Here is a 22,198-nt window from a genome sequence, read left to right as displayed (position 1 = left end):
CAACTGGTAGAAATCTTCCGGAGAGCGGCTGACCAGGTACGGCACGACCACCAGGCGACCGCCGTACATCAGTGCACCGAAGATCTCCCACACCGAGAAGTCGAAGGCGTAGGAGTGGAACATCGTCCAGACGTCTTTTTCATCGAAATGGAACCAGTGCTCGGTGGCCTGGAACAGGCGCATGACGTTGTGGTGCGGCAACAACGTGCCCTTCGGCATGCCGGTGGAGCCAGAGGTGTAGATGATGTACGCCAGGTTGGCCGGATCCACCTGCACCGCCGGGTTGGCCGTGCTGTAGGCGGACAGGTCCTGGCCGAGCAACAGGGTCTGGCCTGCGAAAACCGGCAAGCGTTCCTGCAAGTGCGATTGGGTCAACAGCAAGGCAATGCCGCTGTCCTGCATCATGTAGTTCAGGCGGTCTTCCGGGTACTCCGGGTCCAGGGGCACATAGGCGCCACCGGCCTTGAGGATCGCCAGCAGGCCGACAATCATCTCCAGCGAGCGCTCGGTGGCCAGGCCCACACGGGCTTCCGGCCCCACACCCAACTCGATCAGACGGTGGGCCAACTGGTTGGCTCGGCTGTTGAGCTGCTCATAGGTCAGGTGCTCACTGCCGTAGTTCAGGGCAATGGCCTGGGGCGAGCGTTCAGCCTGCTCGGTGATCCGCTCGTGGATGCAACGGTTGCTAGGGTATTCGGCCTGTTGTGGGTTCCAGTCATGCAGAATCTCGCCACGCTCTGCCACGTCGAGCAAAGGCAGTTCACCCACCCGCTGCTCCGGCGTTGCAACCACTGCTTGCAGCAGGTTGAGCCAATGCCCAGCCATCCGCTCGACCGTCGTGGCATCGAACAAATCAGTCGCGTAGCTCAATGAAGCGTTCAAGCCACCTTCGGTTTCCACCACATCCAGGGTCAGGTCGAACTGCGCCGTGTTGTTTTCCCAGCCCAGGCCTTCGACCTGCAAGCCCGCCAGGTTCTGCGAGGCGGCACCGCGCCCGGCATCGCGCTGATAGTTGAACAGCACCTGGAACAGCGGGTTGTGGCTCATGCTCCGCTCAGGGTGCAGGGCCTCGACCAGTTGGTCGAAGGGCAGGTCCTGGTAGACCTGGGCGTCCAGGGACGCTTGCTTGACCTGCTGCAACAAGGCACTGAATGTCGGCTGCTGATCGAAGCGTGCACGCAGGATCTGGGTGTTGACGAAGAAGCCGATCAGGCGCTCGGTTTCCACACGGTTGCGGTTGGCGATCGGTACGCCGACGCGAATATCGGACTGCCCACTGTAGCGATGCAGCAGGGTCTGGAACGACGCCAGCAACAGCATGAAGGGGGTCACGCCTTGCTGCTGGGCCAGTTGCTTGAGCCCGGCGCTAAGGTGTTCGGCCAGGGGCACCGCAAGGGTCGCACCACGCAGGCTCTGGACCGCCGGCCGTGGCCGGTCGCTCGGCAGTTCGAGTACAGGCTGTTCGTCACCCAACTGAGCAGTCCAGTAGGCCAGTTGGCGCTCCCGCTCTCCCGCTTCCATCCAACTGCGCTGCCAGATGGCGTAGTCGGCGTACTGGATCGGCAACACGGCCAGTTCAACCTGACGGCCTTCACGCTGGGCGGCATAAAGCTGGATCAGTTCCTCGACCATCACCGGCATCGACCAGCCATCGGCGACGATGTGGTGGACCGTGAGCACCAGCACGTATTCGTCCTGTGCCACCTGCAGCAGACAAACCCGCAACAAAGGCCCGGAGGCCAAATCGAAAGGCTGTTGCGTCTCGCTCTCGACGAATGCCTTGATCCAGGCCTCGTGTTCGGCGCCTTGCAGGTTAGCCGGCAAGGCACTGTGCTGCAGTCGCAGGGGCTGCTGCTGGGCAATGCGTTGCTGCGGCTGCTCACCCTCTTCGACGAAGGTCGTGCGCAGGGACTGATGGCGGGCGATCAGTTGATTGAACGCCGCCTCCAACGCTTCGCTGTCCAGTACGCCCTTCAGGCGCAGGGCGGTGGGGATGTTGTAGGCCGAGCTGCTGGGGTCGAACTTCCAGAGAAACCACTGGCGCTGCTGGGCGTAGGACAAAGGGATGGTGTCGAACTCGTCCTGTACCGCCGGAATCGGCAATTGCACGAAACTCATGCCTTTGCTGCCGAGCTTTTCCAGGAAGGCTTTGCGCTGGGCCAATGGCAGGCGGACAAAGCGTTGAACCAGGGCCAGTTGTTCTGTGTTGCGCATCAAATTGTCTCCAGTTCCGAAAGGAAATCGCTCAGGTCGCTGAGGTCACTCGCGGAACCCAGGTTTAAATAAGGGGAAGCCAACTCGACGTAGTTCGTCAGCGAGTCAGCCTTGAACAGGAGGTCCAAGGGCAGGTTCGCGCCAAACTCCAACTGCATGCGGGCGGTCACCTGGGTGGCGAGCAGCGAGTGCCCGCCCAGTTCGAAGAAGTGGTCGTCGAGGCCAACGCGCTCGACTTTCAGCACGTCCTGCCAGATCGCCGCGATACGCTGCTGCAACTCGCTTTGCGGTGCCGCATAGGCGCGCCCGGAGTGGGCCAGATCGGGAAGCGGCAAAGCCTTGCGGTCGAGCTTGCCGTTGGGGGTAAACGGCAGGGACGCCAGCAGGGTGAAACCACTGGGCACCATGTACTCGGGCAGCGTCTGCGCCAATTGCCGCTTGAGCCGATTACGCAGCTCCAATTGCTCCTCGATCGGCGCTTGCAGCAGCCCGGCATCGGCCGCAACCACGTAGGCGGACAGCTGTTGGCCGGTGGGTCCCTCATGGGCAATGACCGCGGCCTCGCTGACCTCCGGCAATTGCTGCAGACGGGACTCGACTTCGCCGATTTCGATGCGGAAGCCGCGAATCTTCACCTGGCTGTCCAGGCGCCCGAGGTACTCCAGACTACCGTCGGCAAGACGCCGCACCAGGTCACCAGTGCGATACAACCTGGCACCTCGATTACTGAAAGGATCGGCGACAAAACGCTCGGCACTCAGCCCCGGTCGGTCGAGGTAGCCACGAGCCAAACCCGTGCCGCCCAGGTACAACTCGCCCGGCATGCCCTCCGGCAACAGATTCAGGTCGCTGCCCAGCACATAAGCCAGACGATCGCCCTCGCAACGACCAATCGGCGCGTAAGGCGTCGGACACGTATCCAAAGGGCCGGTTTTCCACAACAGCGGCGTAACCACACTTTCTGTCGGGCCGTATCCGTTGATCATGATCTGTGGACGCAGGGCCTGGCGCACCAGCTCGAAACTGGCCCGTGGCATGGCATCCCCGCCGAAGCTGTAGAGCCTGACGGGCGGAGGGTTGCCATCCTGCTGGGCCAGCTCGGCCAGCTGGTGCAGGTACAGCGGTGGGAAACCAGCCATGGTCACGCCATGCTGGCGGATCGCGTCATAGGTTTGCCGGGCGGTCCACAGCTGGTTGTCGCGGATCAGCAAGCGTCCCCCCTGGCTCAGGGTGGTCAACCAGCGCTCATGGGCGCCGTCAAAGGCGAACGACAGGAAGTGCAGCTCACAATCAGCCGCCGTCATTTCATAGCTCAGGGCTGTCGCACGGCAATGCATGGCCAGGGGACCATGGCTGACTGCAACGCCTTTAGGCTGGCCCGTGGAACCCGAGGTGTAGATGACATAAGCCAGGTTGTCGGCGTCCAGGACCGGAGCCGGGTTGCGACTGGAACCCTCGGCCAGACTGTCGAGCATCAGGGTCGGCAAGCCTTGGGGCAACTGCAGGCGAGGCAACACGGCTTGCTGGGTCAAGAGCAGCGCCATGCCGCTGTCGGCCATCATGTAGCTCAGGCGCTCTTCGGGATAATCCGGGTCCAGCGGCACATAGGTGCCACCGGCCTTGAGCACGGCCAGCAGGGCCACAATCACTTCCAGGCTGCGAGGGAAGGCCACACCTACACGGACGTCCGGGCCTACACCCTGCTCCATCAGGCGCTCGGCCAGGGAGTTGGCGCTGGCGTTGAGTTGACCGTAGGTCAAGTGCTCGCCGGCAAACAACAGCGCCACGGCCTCCGGTGCCTCGGCCACTCGACGCTCGATCAGCCGGTGCACCGGCTCCTCGGCCACGGCGGCAACGGCCACCGGGCTGCCGAGCAGGGCCAGGCGTTCGGAGGTGCCCAGCATGGCCAACTCGCCCAAGGCCGTGTGCGGCGCAGCGTGAGTCAGGCTCTCCAGCAGTTGGGCGAAATGACCACTGATCTGCTCGACGGCGGCGGCACTGAAATACTCGTGCCCGTAGCCGTAATGCAACTCCAGGGTCTCCCCCAGCGCCACTGCCAAGGTCAGTGGGTAATGGGTCTGTTCGTGGTTGACCACCGAGCTGAAGTGCAACGCCTCGGGCGCTCCCCGCTCCAGAGCCTCGGACATCGGGTAGTTCTCGAACACCAGGATGTTGTCGAACAGCGCTTCCCCGCCCTGCCCGGCCCAACGCTGGATTTCAAACAAGGGCGTGTGTTCATGCTCGCGCAAAGCCAGGTTCTGCGACTGCACCTGTTGCAGCCAGGCGCTGACCGACAGGACCGGATCAGGCGTGGCCACGATCGGCAGCGTGTTGATGAACAGCCCGATCTGTTGCTCGATGCCCTTCAGGTCGGCCGGACGTCCTGCCACGGTGGCGCCAAACGCCACGGTGGCTTGACCGGTGTAACGCTGCAACAGCAGCAGCCAGGCCGCCTGGACCAAGGTATTGACAGTGATTTTCTGCTCACGGGCGAACTCGGCAAAATGCCGGGTACGCTGGGCATCGAAGCCTTGATGAAGAACGCTGCGGCCTTCGTGATCAGATGCCGACGGCAGATGGGCCAGCGCCAGGGACAGCCGGGTCGGTGCCTCGAAGGTCGCCAGTTGCCCCTGCCAGAAGGCCTGGTCCGCTTGCTGATCCTGCCCCTGGAGCCAGGCTATATAGTCGCGATAGCGGCTGAGCTGGGCCGCCGGGCCGTGGCCGCTGTAACGCTGCAGCACTTCGCCCAGCAACTGCGAGTTGCTCCAGCCGTCCATCAGGATGTGATGGTTGGTGTAGATCAGGTGGTGGCTGTCGTCCCCGGTCTGGATCAGCACCAGCCGCAGCAGCGGCGCACGGGCCAGGTCGAAAGCGGTCTCGCGCTCAATGCGATCCTGCTGCTCCAAGGCTTGGGCCAGATCACTGCGATGGCGCCAGTCCATGACCTGAAACGGCAACTCGACCTGCTTGAACACCACTTGCACTGGCTGCTCCAGCGAGCCCTGCCAGATAAAACCGGTGCGCAAGATGTCGTGGGCGTCCAGGGTTGCCTGCCAGGCACCACGGAAACGCTCGACGTCCAGGCCGCTGACCTCCAGGCGCATCTGGTTGATGTAATCCCCGGTCGCCTGTTGGTAGAGGGAATGAAACAGCATGCCCTGCTGCATCGGCGACAGCGGGTAAAGGTCCGCCACATCCCGGGCGGCCAACGGCAGTTGGTCCAGTTGCGCCTGGTCCAGCGAGACCAACGGGAAATCGCTTGGGGTCAGGCTGGCGTTTTCCTCCCGGCAGCAATGCTCGATCAGCGCTTGCAACTCGGCACTGTAGTCATCCGCCAGACGCTGGACGGTGGCCACGTCGAAGCGCTCCAGGCTAAAGGTCCAGCCCAGGGTGAATACCTCATCGTAGACCTGGCCATTGAGGGTCAGCCAGTTGCCCAGGGGTGCTTGCGGGTCCTGGTTGGCGCCGGCACCCAGTCCGCTCGGCACGAACAGGCCCGACGGGGTGTTGTCGAAACTGCCATCGAACTGCCCGAGGTAGTTGAAGGTAATACGCGGTGCCGGCAGGGCCTTGAGGGCCTGCTGTACAGGGGTCTCCCCCAGATAACGCAAAACGCCGAAGCCCAGCCCTTTGTTGGGGATCGCACGCAACTGCTCCTTGACGGCCTTGATCGACGCCTCTGGGCTGGCGTTGGCGGTCAACTTGAGCGGGAACAGGCTGGTGAACCAACCCAGGGTCCGGGTCAGGTCGACGTTATCGAACAACTCTTCGCGACCATGGCCTTCCAGCTGGATCAGCACCGAATCATTACCCGACCAACGCGCGATCACTCGCGCCAGGGCCGTGAGCAACAGATCGTTGACCTGTGTGCGATAGGCCGCAGGCGCCTGCTGCAGCAGTTGACGGGTCAGGCTGCTGCTCAACTGCGACTGCACAGTCCGAGCGTGACAGTGCAGGTCCCGGTCCTGGGCACGATCACAGGGCAGTGAATCACTCACGTCCTGCAACTGCGCCATCCAGAAGTCCTGCTCCTGGGCCATCTGCGAACTGTGGGCATAACCTTCAAGCTGCTCGGCCCAGTGTTTGAAGGCACTGGTCTTGGCCGGCAGCGCCAGGGCTTGCCCTTGCTGCAATTGACGATAGGCGGTTTGCAGGTCTTCCAGCAGCACCCGCCAGGAGACGCCGTCCACCACCAAGTGATGGATAACCAGCAACACGTGCTGGCTGCCATCGGCCATCTGCGCCAGCACTGCACGCATCAACGGGCCATGCTTCAGGTCAAGGCTGCGTTGGGCCTCCTCACCCAGGGCCTCGAACTCCGCAGGATCGGCCACCTCCACCTGCCACAACAACGACGCGCCTGGCGACGCTGCGGGGGCCAGGAAAACCCCACGCCAGCTGTCGCCCTCAGGTTGAAAGCTCAGACGCAGGGCATCATGTTGCTGCACCACCGCCGACAAAGCTTTTTCCAGCAGTTCAGCCTCGACAGGAACCAGCGCCTTGAGCGCCACCGACTGGTTCCAGTGATGCCGTGCCACGCTGTTTTCCGCGAAGAACGCTTGCTGCACCGGCAACAGCGGCATGCTGCCACTGACCGGCCCCTGATCGATCTGCACCCCCTGCTCGCCTTCGCTGGCCACGCTCGCCAAGCCCTGCACGGTCTGATACTGGAACAGGTCCTTGGGGGTGAAGTGGATGCCTGCCTGCCGAGCGCGACTGACCACTTGAATGGAAATGATCGAGTCACCGCCCAGTTCGAAGAAGTTATCGGTGACGCCCACCTGCTCCAGTCGCAATACCTGCTGCCAGACCTGAGCGATACGCTGCTCCAGGTCCGAACGCGGCGCCACATAGGCCAGTTGCAGCTCACTGATGTCCGGCTCGGGCAAGGCCTTGCGATCCAACTTGCCATTGATGTTCAGCGGCAACTGCTCAAGGAACAGCAGGTGCGCGGGAACCATGTACGCCGGCAACCGCTGCTTGAGCTGCTGCTTGAGCGCTTCACGCAACGCGGCCTGGGCCTCTCGCTCGGGCAAGTAACGGGCGACCACATAGGCCACCAGTTGCAGGCCGGCGGCACCGGGCTGGGCCAGGACCACTGCTTCGACCACCTCAGGCAGGTCACGCAGGCAGGTTTCGACCTCACCCAACTCAATGCGGAACCCACGAATTTTCACCTGCTGGTCGATCCGCGCCAGGTACTCGACGCTGCCGTCTCGCCCATAACGACACAGGTCACCGGTGCGATACAGGCGGCCACCGACCTCGCCGAACGGGTCCGGCACAAAGCGCTGGGCGGTCAAGGCGGGTTGGTGCAGATAACCGCGCGCCAGGCCTTGCCCTCCCACCAACAACTCGCCGGACACACCCTCGGGTAGCGCTTCAAGAAAACTGTCCAGCACATACCCCTGGCGCTGACCAACCGGCCGGCCGATCGGCGCATAGCCGCTGCCGTCATCCGCCGTCGGGCACGGCCAGATCAACGGGCTGACCACTGCCTCGGTCGGGCCGTAGGCATTGAACAGCTGTGCAGGCCGAACCTGTTTCAAGTTGCGCAGCAGACTGCGGTCCCAGGCTTCGCCGCCCAGGATGCACACCCGCACCGAGATCGATCGTCCAAGGGCCTGCAAGGCCTGATCGACCTGGACCAGATAGGCCGGCGGCAGGTCAATCACGCTGACGGCGTGCTGTTCAAGCTGATCCAGCAACTGCTCCACCGACCATTTCGGTACATCACCCAACACCAGGCGAGCACCACGAATCAGTGGCAGGAACAGCTGTTCGGCGGCCGCATCGAAACTGCTGGAGGCGAACTGCAGCGAGCAATCGCTGGCCTGGATGCCATACAGGTCGGCAGCGGCCTGGCAATGCATGGCCAAGGCGCCGTGACTGACCGCCACCCCCTTGGGTGCGCCGGTGGAGCCGGAGGTGTAGATCACGTAAGCCAGGCCGGATGGCAGCGCCGGGCTGACGAACTCCGGCACCGAGCTGTCCGACACCTCGAGGTCGTCCACCAGAAGCACGTCCACCGTCGGTCCGCAAAGCTCGACCACCGATTGCCCGCGCTCGCTCAGCAACAACTGCAGGCCACTGTCTTCGATCATGTAGGCCAGACGCTCGGCAGGGTACTCAGGGTCCAACGGCACGTAGGCGGCGCCGCTCTTGAGAATCGCCAACACCCCGATCACCCATTCGAAGCCCCGCCCCAGGGCGACCCCCACCAGCCGCTCCGGTCCTGCACCCGCGTTTTGCAGACGCTGGGCCAACCGATTGGCGCGCTGCTCCAGCTCGGCATAGGTCAGTTGTTCACGTCCCAGCACCAAGGCCGGGGCCTGAGGCGTCAAACGGGCTTGAGCCTCGAAAAGACGGTGGACACAGGTATCGCCAGCGTCTGCGGCATACGCTGGATTGCGCGCGACCAGCACCCCATGCCGTTCGGCCACATCGAGCAACGGCAACTGGGCCACGGGCTGCCCGGGATCCTTGACGATGCCTTCGACCAGGTTCAACCAATGCCGCGCCATACGCTCGGCAGTGGCGGTTTCGAACAGCTCGGCCGAGTACATCAGCGAGACATTCAGCCCCTGATTGGTTTCCAGGGTTTCCAGGGTCAGGTCGAACTGCGCCGCGCCGCCCTCAAGAGGAATTTCCCGGGCTTGCAGGCCGGGCAGGCTGTCGCTGGTCACGGCCGTGCCGCGGGTCGACAAATGGTTGTACATGACCTGGAACAGCGGGCTCTGATTCAACGTGCGCTGAGGGTTGAGCACCTCCACCAGCTTGTCGAACGGCAGGTCCTGATGGGCCTGGGCCGCCAGTGCGGTGTCGCGCATCTGTTGCAACGCCTGGCGCACCGGCAGGTGACCGTCGACCTGCGCGCGGAACACCAGGGTGTTGACGAAAAAGCCGATCAGGCCTTCCAGCTCTTCACCGCTGCGGTTACTCACCGGGATCCCGACGCGGACATCGTCCTGGCCGCTGTAACGCGCCAGCCACAAGGAGAAACTGCCCAGGAAGAACTGGAACAGGGTCATGTTCTGCTGTTTGAGCAACGCCCTGACAGACTGTTCCAGGGCCGGTGGCAGGCTAAAGTCGATACGCCCTTCGCGGTGCGCCGCGTGAGCGGGTCGCGGCAGGTCGGTGGGCAGGCTCAGGACCGGGTGCTCATGGCCCAGTTGGCCGACCCAATAGTCGATCTGGCGCTGCATCTCTCCTTGCGCCAGGGTCTCGCGTTGCCATTGGGCATAGTCAGCGTACTGCACCGGCAAGGCACTCAGGGTCGGCGCCTGCCCGGCATTGAAACTGCGGTACAACGACACGAATTCGTGGGCCAGCACACCCATGGACCAGCCGTCGGAGACGATGTGGTGCAACGTCAGCACCAGCACATGCTCCTGCTCGGCCAGTTGCAGCAACTTGACCCTCAGCAGTGGGCCGTGGGTCAGGTCGAACAGTGCCTGGGTTTCCGCGTGTATCGCACCAGACAGGGCTGCCGAGGCAATGCTTTCAAGGGCCAGTGGCACGCGATGGGGCGGGTTGACCACCTGCAGCAGTGCATCCCCGGACTCGATAAAGGTGGTGCGCAGGGTTTCATGGCGCGCCACCAAGGCATCAAAGGTGCCCTGCAAGGCGGCCAGGTCCAGCGCGCCCAGCAAGCGCACGGCAATCGGCGTGTTATAGGCCGCGGTTTCCGGGTTCAACTTCCAAAACAGCCATTGCCGTTGCTGGGCATAAGAGGCCAGCAGCGGCTGGTCCCGGGGCAGGGATACAACGCCCAAGCCAAGGTTGCCGCGGTTTTGGGACTGGACATGGGCCGCCAGTTCTTCAAGGTTGCGGGTCTCGAACAGGCTGCGCAGTGCAATCTCCACAGACAGCAAGCGCCGGATACGAGAAATCACCTGGGTGGCCAGCAACGAATGACCACCGAGGGCAAAGAAATTGTCATCCAGACCGACCTGCTCCACCTGGAGCACCTCAGCCCAGATCTGCGCCAATTGCTGCTCGACGCTGCTGATCGGCGCGCGGTACTGTCGGCCACTGTCCGTCGCCTCTAGCGGCGGCAAGGCCCGCACATCGAGCTTGCCATTAAGGGTCAACGGCAGGCTTGGCAGCACCAGGAAGTGCGCCGGCACCATGTAGTCGGGCAAGCTGCGCGCCAGGTGCTCACGCAAGGCATTCAGGCTCTGCGCAGGCTCCTCGCCGGCGGCCAGCGCCACATAGGCCACCAGTTGCTTGTCGGTACCGGCGCTGTGGACCTGCACCGTGGCCTCGCGCACGCTGGCATGGGCCAGGAGGCTGGCGGTGATTTCCCCCAGCTCAATGCGATAACCGCGAATCTTGACCTGATGATCGATACGTCCGGCGAACTCGATCGCGCCGCTGTCCTGGTAACGACTCAGGTCGGCGGTGCGGTACATCCGTGACCCGGCCGGGCCAAAAGGGTTCGGCACAAAACGCTCGGCCGTCAGCCCCGGGCGCTGATGGTAACCCCGGGCAACACCGGCTCCAGCCAAGTGCAACTCGCCGTAATTACCCACCGCCACCGGTTGCATCGAAGCATCCAGGATGTAGGCGCTGACATTGCCCAGCGGACGGCCCAGGGGCACGCTCACACCGAAGCGGGCCGGACTGTCTATCACGTGCGCCAGGGCGCCGACGGTGGTTTCAGTGGGGCCATAGTGGTTGACCACGCGGCACTGGGGCGCGGCCTGCGCGATACGCCGCAGCAATTCACTGGAGCAGGCTTCGCCTCCCAGCACCAGGCAGCGCTTGGGCAGCACTTGCCCGGCCCACTCATCCGCCAGCAAGGCCTCGATATGGGAGGGGACGATTTTCAGCACATCGATCTCATGGCGATCCATGTACTGGCCGAAACGCGCCGCATCCAGTGAGGTATCCAGAGGCACCACGTGCAAAGTGCGCCCGGAACACAGCGCACCGAACAAGGTGGTGTGGCCGAGGTCGGCGGCGATGGTCGATACCACGACCATGCTGCGCGCGCCCTCCAATGGCAACCGCTCCAGCACCGCCTGCACGTAGTTGACCAGCGCTCCATGACTGATGGTCACGCCCTTGGCAGCCCCGGTTGAACCGGAGGTGTAGATCACATAGGCCAGGTTGTCCGGCGACAGGACCACGGGCTGCAGCAGAGGGCTGGGCGCCCGGCTGTCATCCAGGTACTCATCCAGCACCAAGGTCTGCACCGAAGCCATGGACGGCAGGCGCTGCAACAGGTGAGCCTGAGTCAGCAGCCAGGCGATGCCACTGTCTTGCGCCATGTACGCCAAGCGCTCAGGCGGGTATTCCGGGTCGAAGGGCACGTAGGCGCCACCGGCCTTGAGCACCGCCAACAGGCCGACCACCATTTCCAGGCTGCGCTCCACTGCGATGCCAACCAGCACGTCCGGACCGACGCCTTGTGCCTGCAGGACGGCTGCCAAGCGTTCGGCCCGCTCGTTCAACTGCTGGTAAGTCAACGACTGCTCGCCGAACACCAGAGCGGTGGTGAGCGGCGACTGCTCGCCCCAGGCTTCGATAAGACCGTGAATGCTGTCCTGATGGGGGTAACTCACCGCCCCCTGACTACCCTGCGAAATCACTTGCTGGCGCTCGCCCGCGTCAAGCATCTGCAGCTCGCCCAGACGCTGCCGAGGATCATCGACCAACCCGGCGAGCAGGTTCAGCCAATGGCCAGCCATGCGTTCGATGGTGGCTGCGCTGAACAACTCACTGGCGTAGGTAAAGGCGGCAAACAGGCGCCCCTCACGCTCGAAGGTGTCCAGCGTCAGGTCGAACTGTGCGTGCCGGGTGCGCCACTGCAGTGACGCCATACTCAGCCCGGAACGGGTCCGTAGATTGCTCACCTCGGCCACGCCGGACTGGTGGTTGTAGAGCACTTGGAACAGAGGATTGCGCCCCAGGTTGCGCTCGACTTGCAACGCCTCCACCAGGCGCTCGAACGGCAAGTCCTGATGGGCCTGGGCACCCAAGGTGGCTTCACGCACCGCCGCCAGCAACTGGCTGCCGGTGAGTTGCGGGTCGAGCTGGGTACGCATGACCTGGGTATTGACGAAGAAACCGATCAGGCCTTCGACTTCACGCCGGTTGCGGTTGGCGATCGGCACACCGATGCGCACATCGTCCTGGCCGCTGTAACGATGCAACAAGAGGGTGAAACCGGCGAGCAGCACCATGAACAGGCTGGCGCCCTGGCTGCGTGCAAACGCACGCAGGGACTCGACCCGACCCGCTTCCAGCTCGAACTCATGACGAACCCCTTCGTGGTTCGACACCGCCGGCCGCGGGTAATCCGTCGGCAAGGCCAGGACCGGATGCTCCTCGCCCAGTTGTGCCTGCCAGTAGTCCAACTGACGTTGTTGCTCGCCAGCCTCAAGCCAACTGCGCTGCCACAACGCGTAATCGCCGTACTGGATAGGCAAGGGTTGCAACGTCGCCAGCTCGCCCTGGCAATGGCCATCGTAAAAAGCACTGAACTCTTCGATCAGCACCCCCATCGACCAGCCATCGGAGACCATGTGGTGAAGGGTCAGCAACAGGACGTGCTCGGTCTCACCAAGCTTCAGCAGCCCGACCCGCAGCAGCGGCCCGGTGGAAAGATCGAAGGGACGACGAGCCTGGGCCTGAGCGGCCTCCCGCACCTGGGTTTCCCGCTGCTCGGCGGTCAGCGAGCAGAGGTCCTGGCGCTCGACGATCAGCGGCTGCTCTGCGGGCAGGCGGTACACATGGCCGTCTTCATCCTGGCGAAAAACCGTGCGCAAGGTTTCATGACGCGCGACCAGGCTAGCGAACGCCTGTTCCAGCGCCGCCTCGTCCAACGCTCCCTGCAGACGCACCGCGCTGGGCAGGTTGTAGGCGCCACTCTGGGGATCAAGCTGCCAGAGAAACCACATGCGTTGCTGGGCATAGGAAAGCGCTTGCCGATCAGTGCCTTCAACGCCGGACGGGATGGGAAACAGTGAAAAATCGACCCCTTCCTTCTCTAGAGCCTTCAAGAACAGCCGGCGCTTTTCCAGCGGCAATCCTATGAATCGGCGGGCGAGTTTCAAGGAATCTTCAGCATTCATCGTGTTTCATCCGTACATGTTGGCTATCGGGCATTACCCGGCTATCCCTACAAAACGGATGGAGCAACTGAAAAATTAACCCCCAGATCCCTGATTTACAGCGTCTCGGCACGCGGCTGGCAGGAGTGAAAAGACCGCCCGCACCCGGTTAATTTTCCCCCCAGGCGGCTCGTCTAACTCACAAGCCCATCTGCATGCAGGCCTCGCCCATGTCCGCTCTGTCACTTGCCCACTCTTTAATGACAAGCCTGAACAAACTGGTCACTCCCGGCTTGAAGAAACGCACGGCCTATCGCTTGTTCAACGTCGAGCTCAAGCAGCGCATCCCTCTCAGCCCCTCCATGACCCGACTGGTGTTCACCGGCCCAGACGTGCAGGAAATGAATACCCTGGCTGCCGACCAGCGGATCAAGCTGTTTTTCCCCAGCCCCGATGGTTCGGCCAGCGATCTGCCCGACTACGATTGGCACGCGGCGCGACGTGCACTGCCGGTGGAAAAACGGCCAGCCATGCGCACCTACACGATTCGCCAACTGCGCGCCGAACAGGCCGAAGTGGATGTGGACTTTGTCTTGCACGGAGTCAATGGCCCGGCGTCCGCCTGGGCAACCCAGGCCAGGGTTGGCGACCGGCTGCAATTGGTGGCGCCAGACCGCAACTACGCCGGCAGCACGGGCGGCTACGAGTGGCAGCCGCCGGAGGGCATGCGCCAGGTGCTGCTGATCGGCGACGAGACCGCCCTGCCTGCTATCGCCGGCATTCTTGAACAGCTTGCCGATCAGCCCGATCCACCGGAGGTGCAAGCCTTTATCGAAGTACCCCATGAAGCTGATTGCCTGCCGCTGCGCTGTGGTCCCACCACCCAACTGCACTGGTTGCCACGGGACCTGTTACGGCAGCACCACGGCGAAGGGATGCTGCATGCCGTCCGGGAGCTGGCCAAGCTGCCTGCGGCCACAGTCGGCAGCAAGAAAAACAAAGCCCTGGAGAACGTCGATATCGAGCGCGACATCCTCTGGGAGCGCGCCAGCCAGGCCAATGGCGAGTTCTATGTCTGGGTCGCCGGCGAGTCGGCGGCTGTGATCTCCATCCGCCGCCACCTGATCAACGAGCGCGGCCTGGACCGTCGCGCCATCACCCTCATGGGCTACTGGCGACTGGGGCGCTCGCTGGAGTGAGCCCCTGCTCGGACGCTGACCCGCAGGGAGCGACATCGGCGCATACCGAAACATTTACTATCAATTGAGTGTTCGGGTTTTTTGCATCTCATTCGTCTTTAGAAGTACACGTAGCTTTTTTTGCCTCCGGAAGGCGTGCTTCCCTCAAGACCATGGCCACCTCACGGTGCCTGTGGTCTTGGCATTTCGGCTGGTACGCGCCGTCTTCCCCCGAATTTAAAGACTCCAATCCATGTCAAAAAAGTCTCGCTCGAAACTCTGGTTCCTGGTCCATAGCTGGCTGGCACTGCCGATTTGGTTCTTTGTCCTGATTGTCTGTTTCACCGGCACCCTGGCGGTGGTCAGCCAGGAGATCGTATGGCTGGCCAACCCCGATGTCAGGGCGCCCAAGCCTTCGGATGACGCGCCCCTGCTCACGTTCGAAGAGGCGATTGCGGCGGTCCATAAGACCGACCCGAGCATTATCGTCAGGTCCATCAGCCGGCCCGACGAGTCGCACTTTGCCCTCGTGGCGCGCGTGGTCTACCCCGATGGCCGTTCGCCGTCGATTTATCTGAATCCCTACACCGGGGCGATCCAGGGTGTCAGCCCGCAATTCAGCTTCGAGGACTTCACCCGCGCCCTTCACGGCTGGTGGCTGGTGCCCTTTACCAATGGCTATAGCTGGGGCTGGTATCTGGTGTCCCTACTCGGCTTGCCGATGCTGGCGTCCCTGGTCACCGGCCTGGTGGTCTACAAACGTTTCTGGAAAGGCTTTTTCAAGCCGACCCTGCGCTTCAACCACGGCGCACGGATTTTCTGGGGCGACTTTCACCGTTTGAGCGGCATCTGGTCGATCTGGTTTATCGCGGTCATTTCCATCACCGGGACCTGGTTCCTGATCCAGGCAATACTCGCCGACAATCAGATCACCATCTCCACCGAGCCGGTCCTGACCTCGGTGGCCCGTGAGGAAGTGCCGTTGTCCGTCAATGGAGAGCCGGTCAAGACCGTCGGTATCGATGAGGCGATTCGCATTGCCACCCAGAAAGTACCGGGGCTGGAAGCCAGCTTCGTCAGCCTGCCCCTGAACGCTTACAGTCATCTGTCGGTGGGCGGGCGCGGCTGGTACCCGCTGATGTTCCAGACCGCCGACGTCAACCCCTACACCGGGAATATCGATGCCTCGCGGCTGTTGTCCGATCGCTCGACGCTGGAGTTCGTCACCGAGTCCATGCGCCCCCTGCACACCGGCGACTTCGGTGGCCTGTGGATCAAGCTGATCTGGGCATTTTTCGGCCTGGTGCTGAGCATGATGGTGCTCAGCGGCCTGCTGATCTGGAGCAAAAGGACCGCCCTCGCCACTTTGCACGCCCTCAAGCGTGACAACAAAAAGGCCGCAGCCAAGGCCGCCACCCAAGATCACGACCTGAGCGGAAAAGCGCTGGAGAGCAACTCATGAGCAAGGCCATCAGCCAACAACCTGCCTCTACGCTGAGCAAGCTTTGGTACAAATGGCGCTTCCACATCAACGTGCTGCTGTTGCTGATTCCCCTGGGGTTCATGCCCAAGTACCTGGCCGACGCGGCACTTTTTCGCGGTGAAAACGGCTTGGGCCAGCGTGACCTGGGTGAGTTGCAAGCCGGCCCCTGGAGCCTGCGCCTGGCCGAACTGCGCGATGAAAAACCGCGCCCCGATGGCCCGGCCGGCTTCTCGAAAACCTTCAACGCCAAGCTCTGCGATGCCTGCATCACTCAGGTGAAGGCGGTCTACCTGCGGATCGGCAAACCGCGCAGCCTGCGCGCCGCCGGAACCATCTTCTTCGGCGCACCCTACAAAATGAGCGCGTTTTTGCTTGTACCCGAACGCACCAAGCCCGATGCCGATCTATGGGTCACCCTGGAAGGCTGGGACGGTTCCATGCACCAGACGTCCATCCCCCTGACCCAGGCATCCCCCGCGACCATCGCCTGGCTCAAAGAAAAAGGAGGCAAGCCATGATTTCGCCCAAAAGTCCCAACTTCCTGCGCACTTGGGGTGCTGGCACCCTGCTGCTGGCTTGCGCCGGCTTCAGCCAGATGGCGCTGGCCCACAACCCGATGTGTGAGTGCAAGGAAATCGACGGCGAGCATATCCAGTGCAAGGGCGGTTTTTCCGATGGCAGTGGCGCACCGGGGGTGACCCTGGATGTTATCGGCTATGACGAAAGCATTCTGGTGCCGGGCAAGCTGGGGGCGGATTCGACCCTGACCTTCAAGAAGCCCAGCGCCGAGTTCTATGTACTGTTCGACGCCGGCCCCGGCCATGTCGTGGAAATCGACCAAGCCGATATCGAGGCCCCATGAGCCTGCCAACCACAACCCAAGTCATCCGCCCAGCCGGGGCCGGGCACGAAACCCTCTACGTTCTGCTGTTCTGCCTGCTGGTTCTGCTTGCCGCCGGTTCGGTGGTCGCCCTGCACGGCGAAACCCAAGAGGTAACCCCTGTCGAAAGTCATCAACTGGATGCCCGGCGTGACCTCAGCGCCGGGGAGCAAGGCATTTACGCCGACCTGCGAGTGACCCTGGACGAGATCCATCTGCTGCAGCAGGAACAACAAACCCTGCCCTCTCCTGAGCAACTTGCCGAAGAGGGTTTTGCGCCGTTCGCCCAGGACGCCAGTTCGGTCAGCCGGGGCAACCATCGCTGGCAATTGGTCGGGAGCACTGCCTACCTGGGCCTGAGCCAGGCCAATGCAACGGCGGGTTCATTTCTGATGCGAGTCACCGACGCCAACAGCGCGGTGGATATCTGGCTTAACCGCAGCGCGCCACTCGCCGCCCCACAAGACCTGACCGACGCGGTCCTGATCGCCGGCGGCTGGCAACAAGTGGTCGCGCAATTCGATGCCGGGGTGACTCGCCAGCATCGGCACTGAACCCCGGACTCACCCGAGAGAAGATCATTTAGCCATGTCTATTTCATCGTTGTTCACCCGACGCCGCCTTTTGCTGGCTGGCCTGCTGACCCTGCTGATCACCCCCATGGCCAGCGCTGACCAGGCCAAGCGCCTGCGCATCGGCATCACCCTGCACCCCTATTACAGCTACGTGAGCAATATTGTCGGCGACAAGGCCGAGGTGGTGCCGCTGATTCCCGCCGGCTTCAACCCGCACGCTTATGAACCACGCGCCGACGACATCAAGCGTATCGGCTCGCTGGATGTGATCGTGCTCAACGGCGTGGGCCATGACGACTTCGCCGACCGCATGATCGAAGCCAGTGAAACCCCCGATATCAAGGTCATCGAAGCCAACGAAAACGTGCCTCTGCTGGCGGCCACCGGGGTGGCTGCGCGAGGGGCCGGCAAAGTGGTCAACCCCCACACTTTCCTGTCTATCAGCGCCTCCATTGCCCAGGTCAACAACATCGCCCGCGAACTGGGCAAGCTCGACCCGGATAACGCCAAGACCTACACCGCCAATGCTCGTGCCTACGGTAAACGCCTGCGCCAGATACGCGCCGACGCCCTGGCCAAGCTGACCCAAGCGCCCAATGCCGACCTGCGAGTGGCCACGGTGCATGCCGCCTATGACTACCTGCTGCGGGAGTTCGGCCTAGAAGTGACCGCCGTGGTGGAGCCGGCCCACGGTATCGAACCCAGCCCCAGCCAGTTGAAGAAGACCATCGACCAGTTGCGCGAACTGGACGTGAAAGTGATCTTTTCCGAATTGGACTTCCCCTCCACTTACGTTGAAACCATCCAGCGCGAGTCTGGGGTGAAGCTCTACCCGCTGTCACACATTTCCTATGGCGAATACACTGCCGACAAATACGAAAAGGAAATGAACAACAACCTCAACACCGTAGTACGGGCCATCCAGGAGGCAGGTGCATGACCGTCGCAGAGAGCATCGCGGTCGCCGCCATTGGTCCGACCCTGGATTTCAATGCCGTCAGCCTGACACTGGGGCGTACCACCATTCTCGATCAAGTGACCTTCAAGGTCCGCCCGGGCCACGTGCACGCCTTGGTGGGGCCCAACGGCGGGGGCAAGAGTTCACTGATCAAGACCCTGCTCGGGCAAATGCCACACCAGGGTCGCCTGAGCCTGGAGTGGCCCGGCGCTCCCGGCGTTGTCGGCTACGTGCCCCAGGCACTGGAGTTCGACCGCGGATTGCCGATGACCGTTGACGACTTCATGGCCGCCATGTGCCAGCGTCGTCCAGCTTTTCTGGGCCTGTCGCGCCATTACGCCAAGGCCATCAGCGAAGCCCTGGAAAAGGTCGGCATGCAAGACAAGCGCAAGCGCCGCATGGGCGCGCTGTCCGGTGGCGAACGCCAACGAGTACTCCTGGCCCAAGGCTTGATTCCATCGCCTCAGTTGCTGGTACTAGACGAACCCATGTCGGCCCTCGACGAAGCCGGGATCCAGGTGTTCGAGCAGTTGCTGGGGGACTGGCAACGCAGCGGCATGACTGTGTTGTGGATCGAGCACGACCTTGAAGCGGTCAAGCGCCTGGCGGACCGGGTCACCGGCCTCAACCGCCGCGTACTGTTCGACGCCTCGCCCGCTGAAGCCCTCACACCGGAGCGCCTGCTGACGCTGTTCTCCACCCATCCGCGCAGTGCGACCGGGAGCGCCCAAGCATGACCTATGAAGCGTTTCGTCTGATGATCCAGGGCTGGGCCTCCTCCGGGTACCTGCCTTCAGCACTGGCCTACGGTTTTGTGGTCAATGCCTTGCTCGCCGGCCTGCTGATTGGCCCGGTGCTGGGCGGCCTGGGCACCTTGGTAGTGGTCAAGCGCTTTGCCTTCTTCTCCGAAGCCGTCGGTCACGCGGCCTTGACCGGGGTGGCGATCGGCATCCTGCTCGGCGAACCCTACACTGGCCCCTACGGTGCCCTGTTCGGCTACTGCCTGCTGTTCGGCGTGCTGCTCAACTACCTGCGCAACCGTACCGGCCTGGCACCGGACACCTTGATTGGCGTGTTCCTCTCGGTGTCCCTGGCCCTGGGTGCCAGCCTGCTGTTGGTGCTGGCGGGCAAGATCAACGTGCACATTCTCGAGAACGTGCTGTTTGGCTCGGTGCTGACCGTCAATGGCAATGACCTGCTGGTGCTGCTAGTGGTCGGCGCGCTGGTCATGGGCCTCAGCCTGCCGCTGTACAACCGCATCATGCTCGCCAGCTTCAACCCGCAACTGGCTGCGGTGCGGGGCGTGGCGGTGAAAACCCTCGATTACCTGTTCGTGGTCCTGGTGACCCTGATCACCGTCGCGGCAGTCAAGGTCATCGGCGCCATACTGGTCGGTGCACTGCTGGTGATCCCCGCCGCCGCCGCCCGCTTGCTGAGCCAATCGCTCAAGGGTTTCTTCTGGATATCGGTGGCCATTGCCACCGTCAGCACCCTGAGCGGCATCCTGCTACCGATCGTCTTCGACCTGCCGGTGCCGTCCGGCGCGGCGATCATTCTCATGGCCGGTATCGCCTTCGCCCTCGCGGCCGTCGCCCGCGGCACCGTGCCCAGCCTCAAAGGGAACATTGGATAAATGCCTACTGTACGTAGCTTGACCCTGGCCCTGGCCCTGACCGGCCTGTTCAGTGCCTCGTTGTCGGCGGCCGACGCGAACCCGCAAGTTCGCGTGCTGGCCAGCCTGCCAATCACCTATGGCCTGAGTGACATGCTGCTCAAGGGCAGCGACGTGAAGCTCGAGCGCGCGGCCGCAGCCAACCTGCCCGGCAGCCGCCAGAGCGCCTACTTCAGCGGACGCGGAGCCGAGGCCCTGCAAAAGCTGGCGGTCAACGCCGACGCGGTGGTCGGTCTGCGCTCCGTCTGGAGCGATGACCCGCTCTACCCCATGGCCCGGCGCAGCAATATACGCATCGTCGAAATCGATGCGGCACGCCCGGTAGACGGTGGCTTGCCGGGTATCGCCGTACAGCCCGGCAAAGTCGCCGACAGCCTCAACAGCCAGCCGTGGCTGGCGAGCAACAACATGGGGAGGATGGCGGATGTGATCGCCGCCGACCTGGTACGCCTGGCCCCCAAGGCCAAGCCCAGCATCGAGACCAACCTGGCACGTTTCAAACAGCGCTTGCTCAAGCTCAGCGCAGACAGCGAGGCACGCCTGGGCCAAGCGGACAACCTCAGCGTGGTCAGCTTGTCCGATCATTTCGCCTACTTGATTGGCGGCCTCAACCTGGAGCTGATCCAGGTCGATGCACGGGCGGACGACCAATGGACGCCAGAGGCACTGAAGCAACTGAGCCAGACCCTCAAGGACAGCGAAGTAAAACTGGTGCTCGACCATCGCCAACCGGCAGATAACGTCAAAGCCGCCATCGCCGAATCCGGTAGCACGCTGGTGGTCCTGGACACCGATGGCAGCGACCCGCTGGCGGGCCTGGAAGGCTCCATCAAGCAGATCCTCGACACTCTCGCCCCACTGTAAAAATCTTTGGCACCGGAGCGCCACCCTTGGCGCTCCCGGCCATCGCCCCTTGCACCCGACAGACCTTCGATGCCCAGACGTGGCCGATAACGGTAAATTTACCTCGCAAAAACTCGTTCCCTCTCCAGGCCTACACCACAATCAAGAGGGATCGCCGTGGACCTGCACACCATTCTGTCCAAGCTGTTTGCCAATGCCGGTGCGGTCGGCATCGAAGGTGTTTTTCAGTTCGTGTTCGCACCGCAGTTGGCCTTCTGGTCCGAGGTCAAGGCCGAAACCGTCACCGCGGCTGGCCGTCACGCCGCGCCCGATGTGACCATCTCGGTGGCTCAGCAGGATTTTCTCGGGATCATGACCGGCAGCGTCAACGTCGAAGAACTGTTTGCCAGCGGGCGACTGAAGATCGACGGCAACATGGGCCTGGCGACGCTCTTGCCGCAGATCATCGACAGCGCGCGCCGAGGCGGCGACAAGGTCGAAAAAGTCGACATGAACAAGCGCTACCCAACGCCGCCGCGCTTCAGTGAGCAGGTGTCCGCCGCCCAGCCGGCGCTGCACAGCGTCGAGCGGCGTTCACGCCAGAGCCTGTCCCTCAGCGAGTTCCGCGATCATTACCTGCCTGGCGGCATTCCCCTGGTCATCAGCGATGCGTTGCAGGACTGGCCGCTGTTCAACATGAGCCGTGAAGAATCTCTGGTGCATTTCGCCGAGCTGCAGGGCATCACCCGCCACGGCGACTACGTGAAGAAGACCTTTTCCACCGAGCGGGATTTCCGCTCCACGTCCATGGCGGACTTCATTGCGTCTCTGGAACAGCCGGCAGCGAAGAATGCGGACGGCTCGCCGCCGGCCTATATGGGCAACAACATCGTTCCCGCTCAGTTGCTGGAACAGATCCAGTTCCCACCCTATTTCGACCGTTCCCAGTTCATTTCGCCGCGGATCTGGATCGGCCCCAAGGGCACGCTGACCCCATTGCACCGTGATGACACCGACAATCTGTTCGCCCAGGTCTGGGGGCAAAAACGCTTCACCCTCGCCGCGCCCCATCACCGTGAAGCCCTGGGCACCTGGTCCACCGCGCCCAAGGGCGGCCTGGATGGCTGCGATGTCAATCCCGATGCCCCGGACTACCAGCGCTTCCCAGCCTCGCAGCACGTGCCGTTCGTGCGGGTGGTGCTGGAGGCTGGCGACTTGCTGTTCCTGCCTGAAGGCTGGTTCCACCAAGTGGAGTCGGTGTCCACCTCGCTGTCGGTGAATTTCTGGGTCGATTCCGGGCGCGGCTGGTAAGTCGCCAACACGCGGGCACAAAAA

Annotated in this window: 12 protein-coding genes; 10 read left to right on the top strand and 2 right to left on the bottom strand. The window is 62.9% G+C overall.

The features are described 5' to 3' along the window. On the bottom strand, positions 1-2,214 hold a 2,214-nt coding region (locus M1B35_RS14430; RefSeq protein ID WP_268262299.1), incomplete at its 3' end, for a condensation domain-containing protein. Next, positions 2,214-13,295, bottom strand: a complete 11,082-nt coding sequence (locus tag M1B35_RS14425) for a non-ribosomal peptide synthetase (RefSeq protein WP_268262298.1) — start codon at positions 13,293-13,295, stop codon at positions 2,214-2,216. The genes M1B35_RS14430 and M1B35_RS14425, both read right to left, overlap by 1 nt. A gap of 239 nt (positions 13,296-13,534) precedes the next feature. On the opposite strand from M1B35_RS14425, the gene M1B35_RS14420 reads away from it, so the two are divergent. From M1B35_RS14420 to M1B35_RS14375, 10 genes are all read left to right on the top strand, one after another. Further along, positions 13,535-14,473, top strand: a complete 939-nt coding sequence (locus M1B35_RS14420; protein ID WP_268262297.1) for a siderophore-interacting protein — start codon at positions 13,535-13,537, stop codon at positions 14,471-14,473. A gap of 232 nt (positions 14,474-14,705) precedes the next feature. Further along, the gene (locus M1B35_RS14415) at positions 14,706-15,914 is read left to right on the top strand and encodes a PepSY-associated TM helix domain-containing protein (RefSeq protein WP_268262296.1); all 1,209 of its coding nucleotides are present in this window, start codon (positions 14,706-14,708) and stop codon (positions 15,912-15,914) included. Continuing rightward, on the top strand, positions 15,911-16,453 hold the full coding sequence (locus M1B35_RS14410) for a thiamine pyrophosphate-binding protein (protein WP_268262295.1): 543 nt from the start codon (positions 15,911-15,913) through the stop codon (positions 16,451-16,453). Before M1B35_RS14415 ends, M1B35_RS14410 begins: the two co-directional genes overlap by 4 nt. A gap of 77 nt (positions 16,454-16,530) precedes the next feature. Beyond that, positions 16,531-16,797, top strand: a complete 267-nt coding sequence (locus M1B35_RS14405) for a hypothetical protein (protein ID WP_268262300.1) — start codon at positions 16,531-16,533, stop codon at positions 16,795-16,797. Continuing rightward, complete coding sequence (locus M1B35_RS14400; RefSeq protein ID WP_268262294.1) at positions 16,794-17,369, top strand: DUF6162 family protein; 576 nt, start codon at positions 16,794-16,796, stop codon at positions 17,367-17,369. The genes M1B35_RS14405 and M1B35_RS14400 overlap by 4 nt, the downstream gene beginning before the upstream one ends. A 34-nt stretch (positions 17,370-17,403) precedes the next feature. After that, on the top strand, positions 17,404-18,330 hold the full coding sequence (locus tag M1B35_RS14395) for a metal ABC transporter substrate-binding protein (protein WP_268262293.1): 927 nt from the start codon (positions 17,404-17,406) through the stop codon (positions 18,328-18,330). After that, positions 18,327-19,085: a metal ABC transporter ATP-binding protein gene (locus M1B35_RS14390; protein ID WP_268262292.1), complete on the top strand. Its 759-nt coding sequence runs from the start codon at positions 18,327-18,329 to the stop codon at positions 19,083-19,085. The genes M1B35_RS14395 and M1B35_RS14390 overlap by 4 nt, the downstream gene beginning before the upstream one ends. Continuing rightward, positions 19,082-19,981 (top strand): metal ABC transporter permease, encoded by a 900-nt coding sequence (locus tag M1B35_RS14385; RefSeq protein WP_268262291.1) that lies wholly within the window; start codon positions 19,082-19,084, stop codon positions 19,979-19,981. Before M1B35_RS14390 ends, M1B35_RS14385 begins: the two co-directional genes overlap by 4 nt. Next, positions 19,982-20,884: a metal ABC transporter solute-binding protein, Zn/Mn family gene (locus tag M1B35_RS14380; protein WP_268262290.1), complete on the top strand. Its 903-nt coding sequence runs from the start codon at positions 19,982-19,984 to the stop codon at positions 20,882-20,884. A gap of 156 nt (positions 20,885-21,040) precedes the next feature. Then, the gene (locus M1B35_RS14375) at positions 21,041-22,174 is read left to right on the top strand and encodes a cupin-like domain-containing protein (protein WP_268262289.1); all 1,134 of its coding nucleotides are present in this window, start codon (positions 21,041-21,043) and stop codon (positions 22,172-22,174) included. The last annotated feature ends 24 nt before the right edge of the window (positions 22,175-22,198 follow it).

This window comes from Pseudomonas morbosilactucae, from assembly GCF_023241665.1.
Lineage (GTDB): Bacteria > Pseudomonadota > Gammaproteobacteria > Pseudomonadales > Pseudomonadaceae > Aquipseudomonas > Aquipseudomonas morbosilactucae.
The sequence above is the reverse complement of the archived record's forward strand: the minus strand, read 5'-3'. Positions and strand labels throughout refer to the sequence as shown.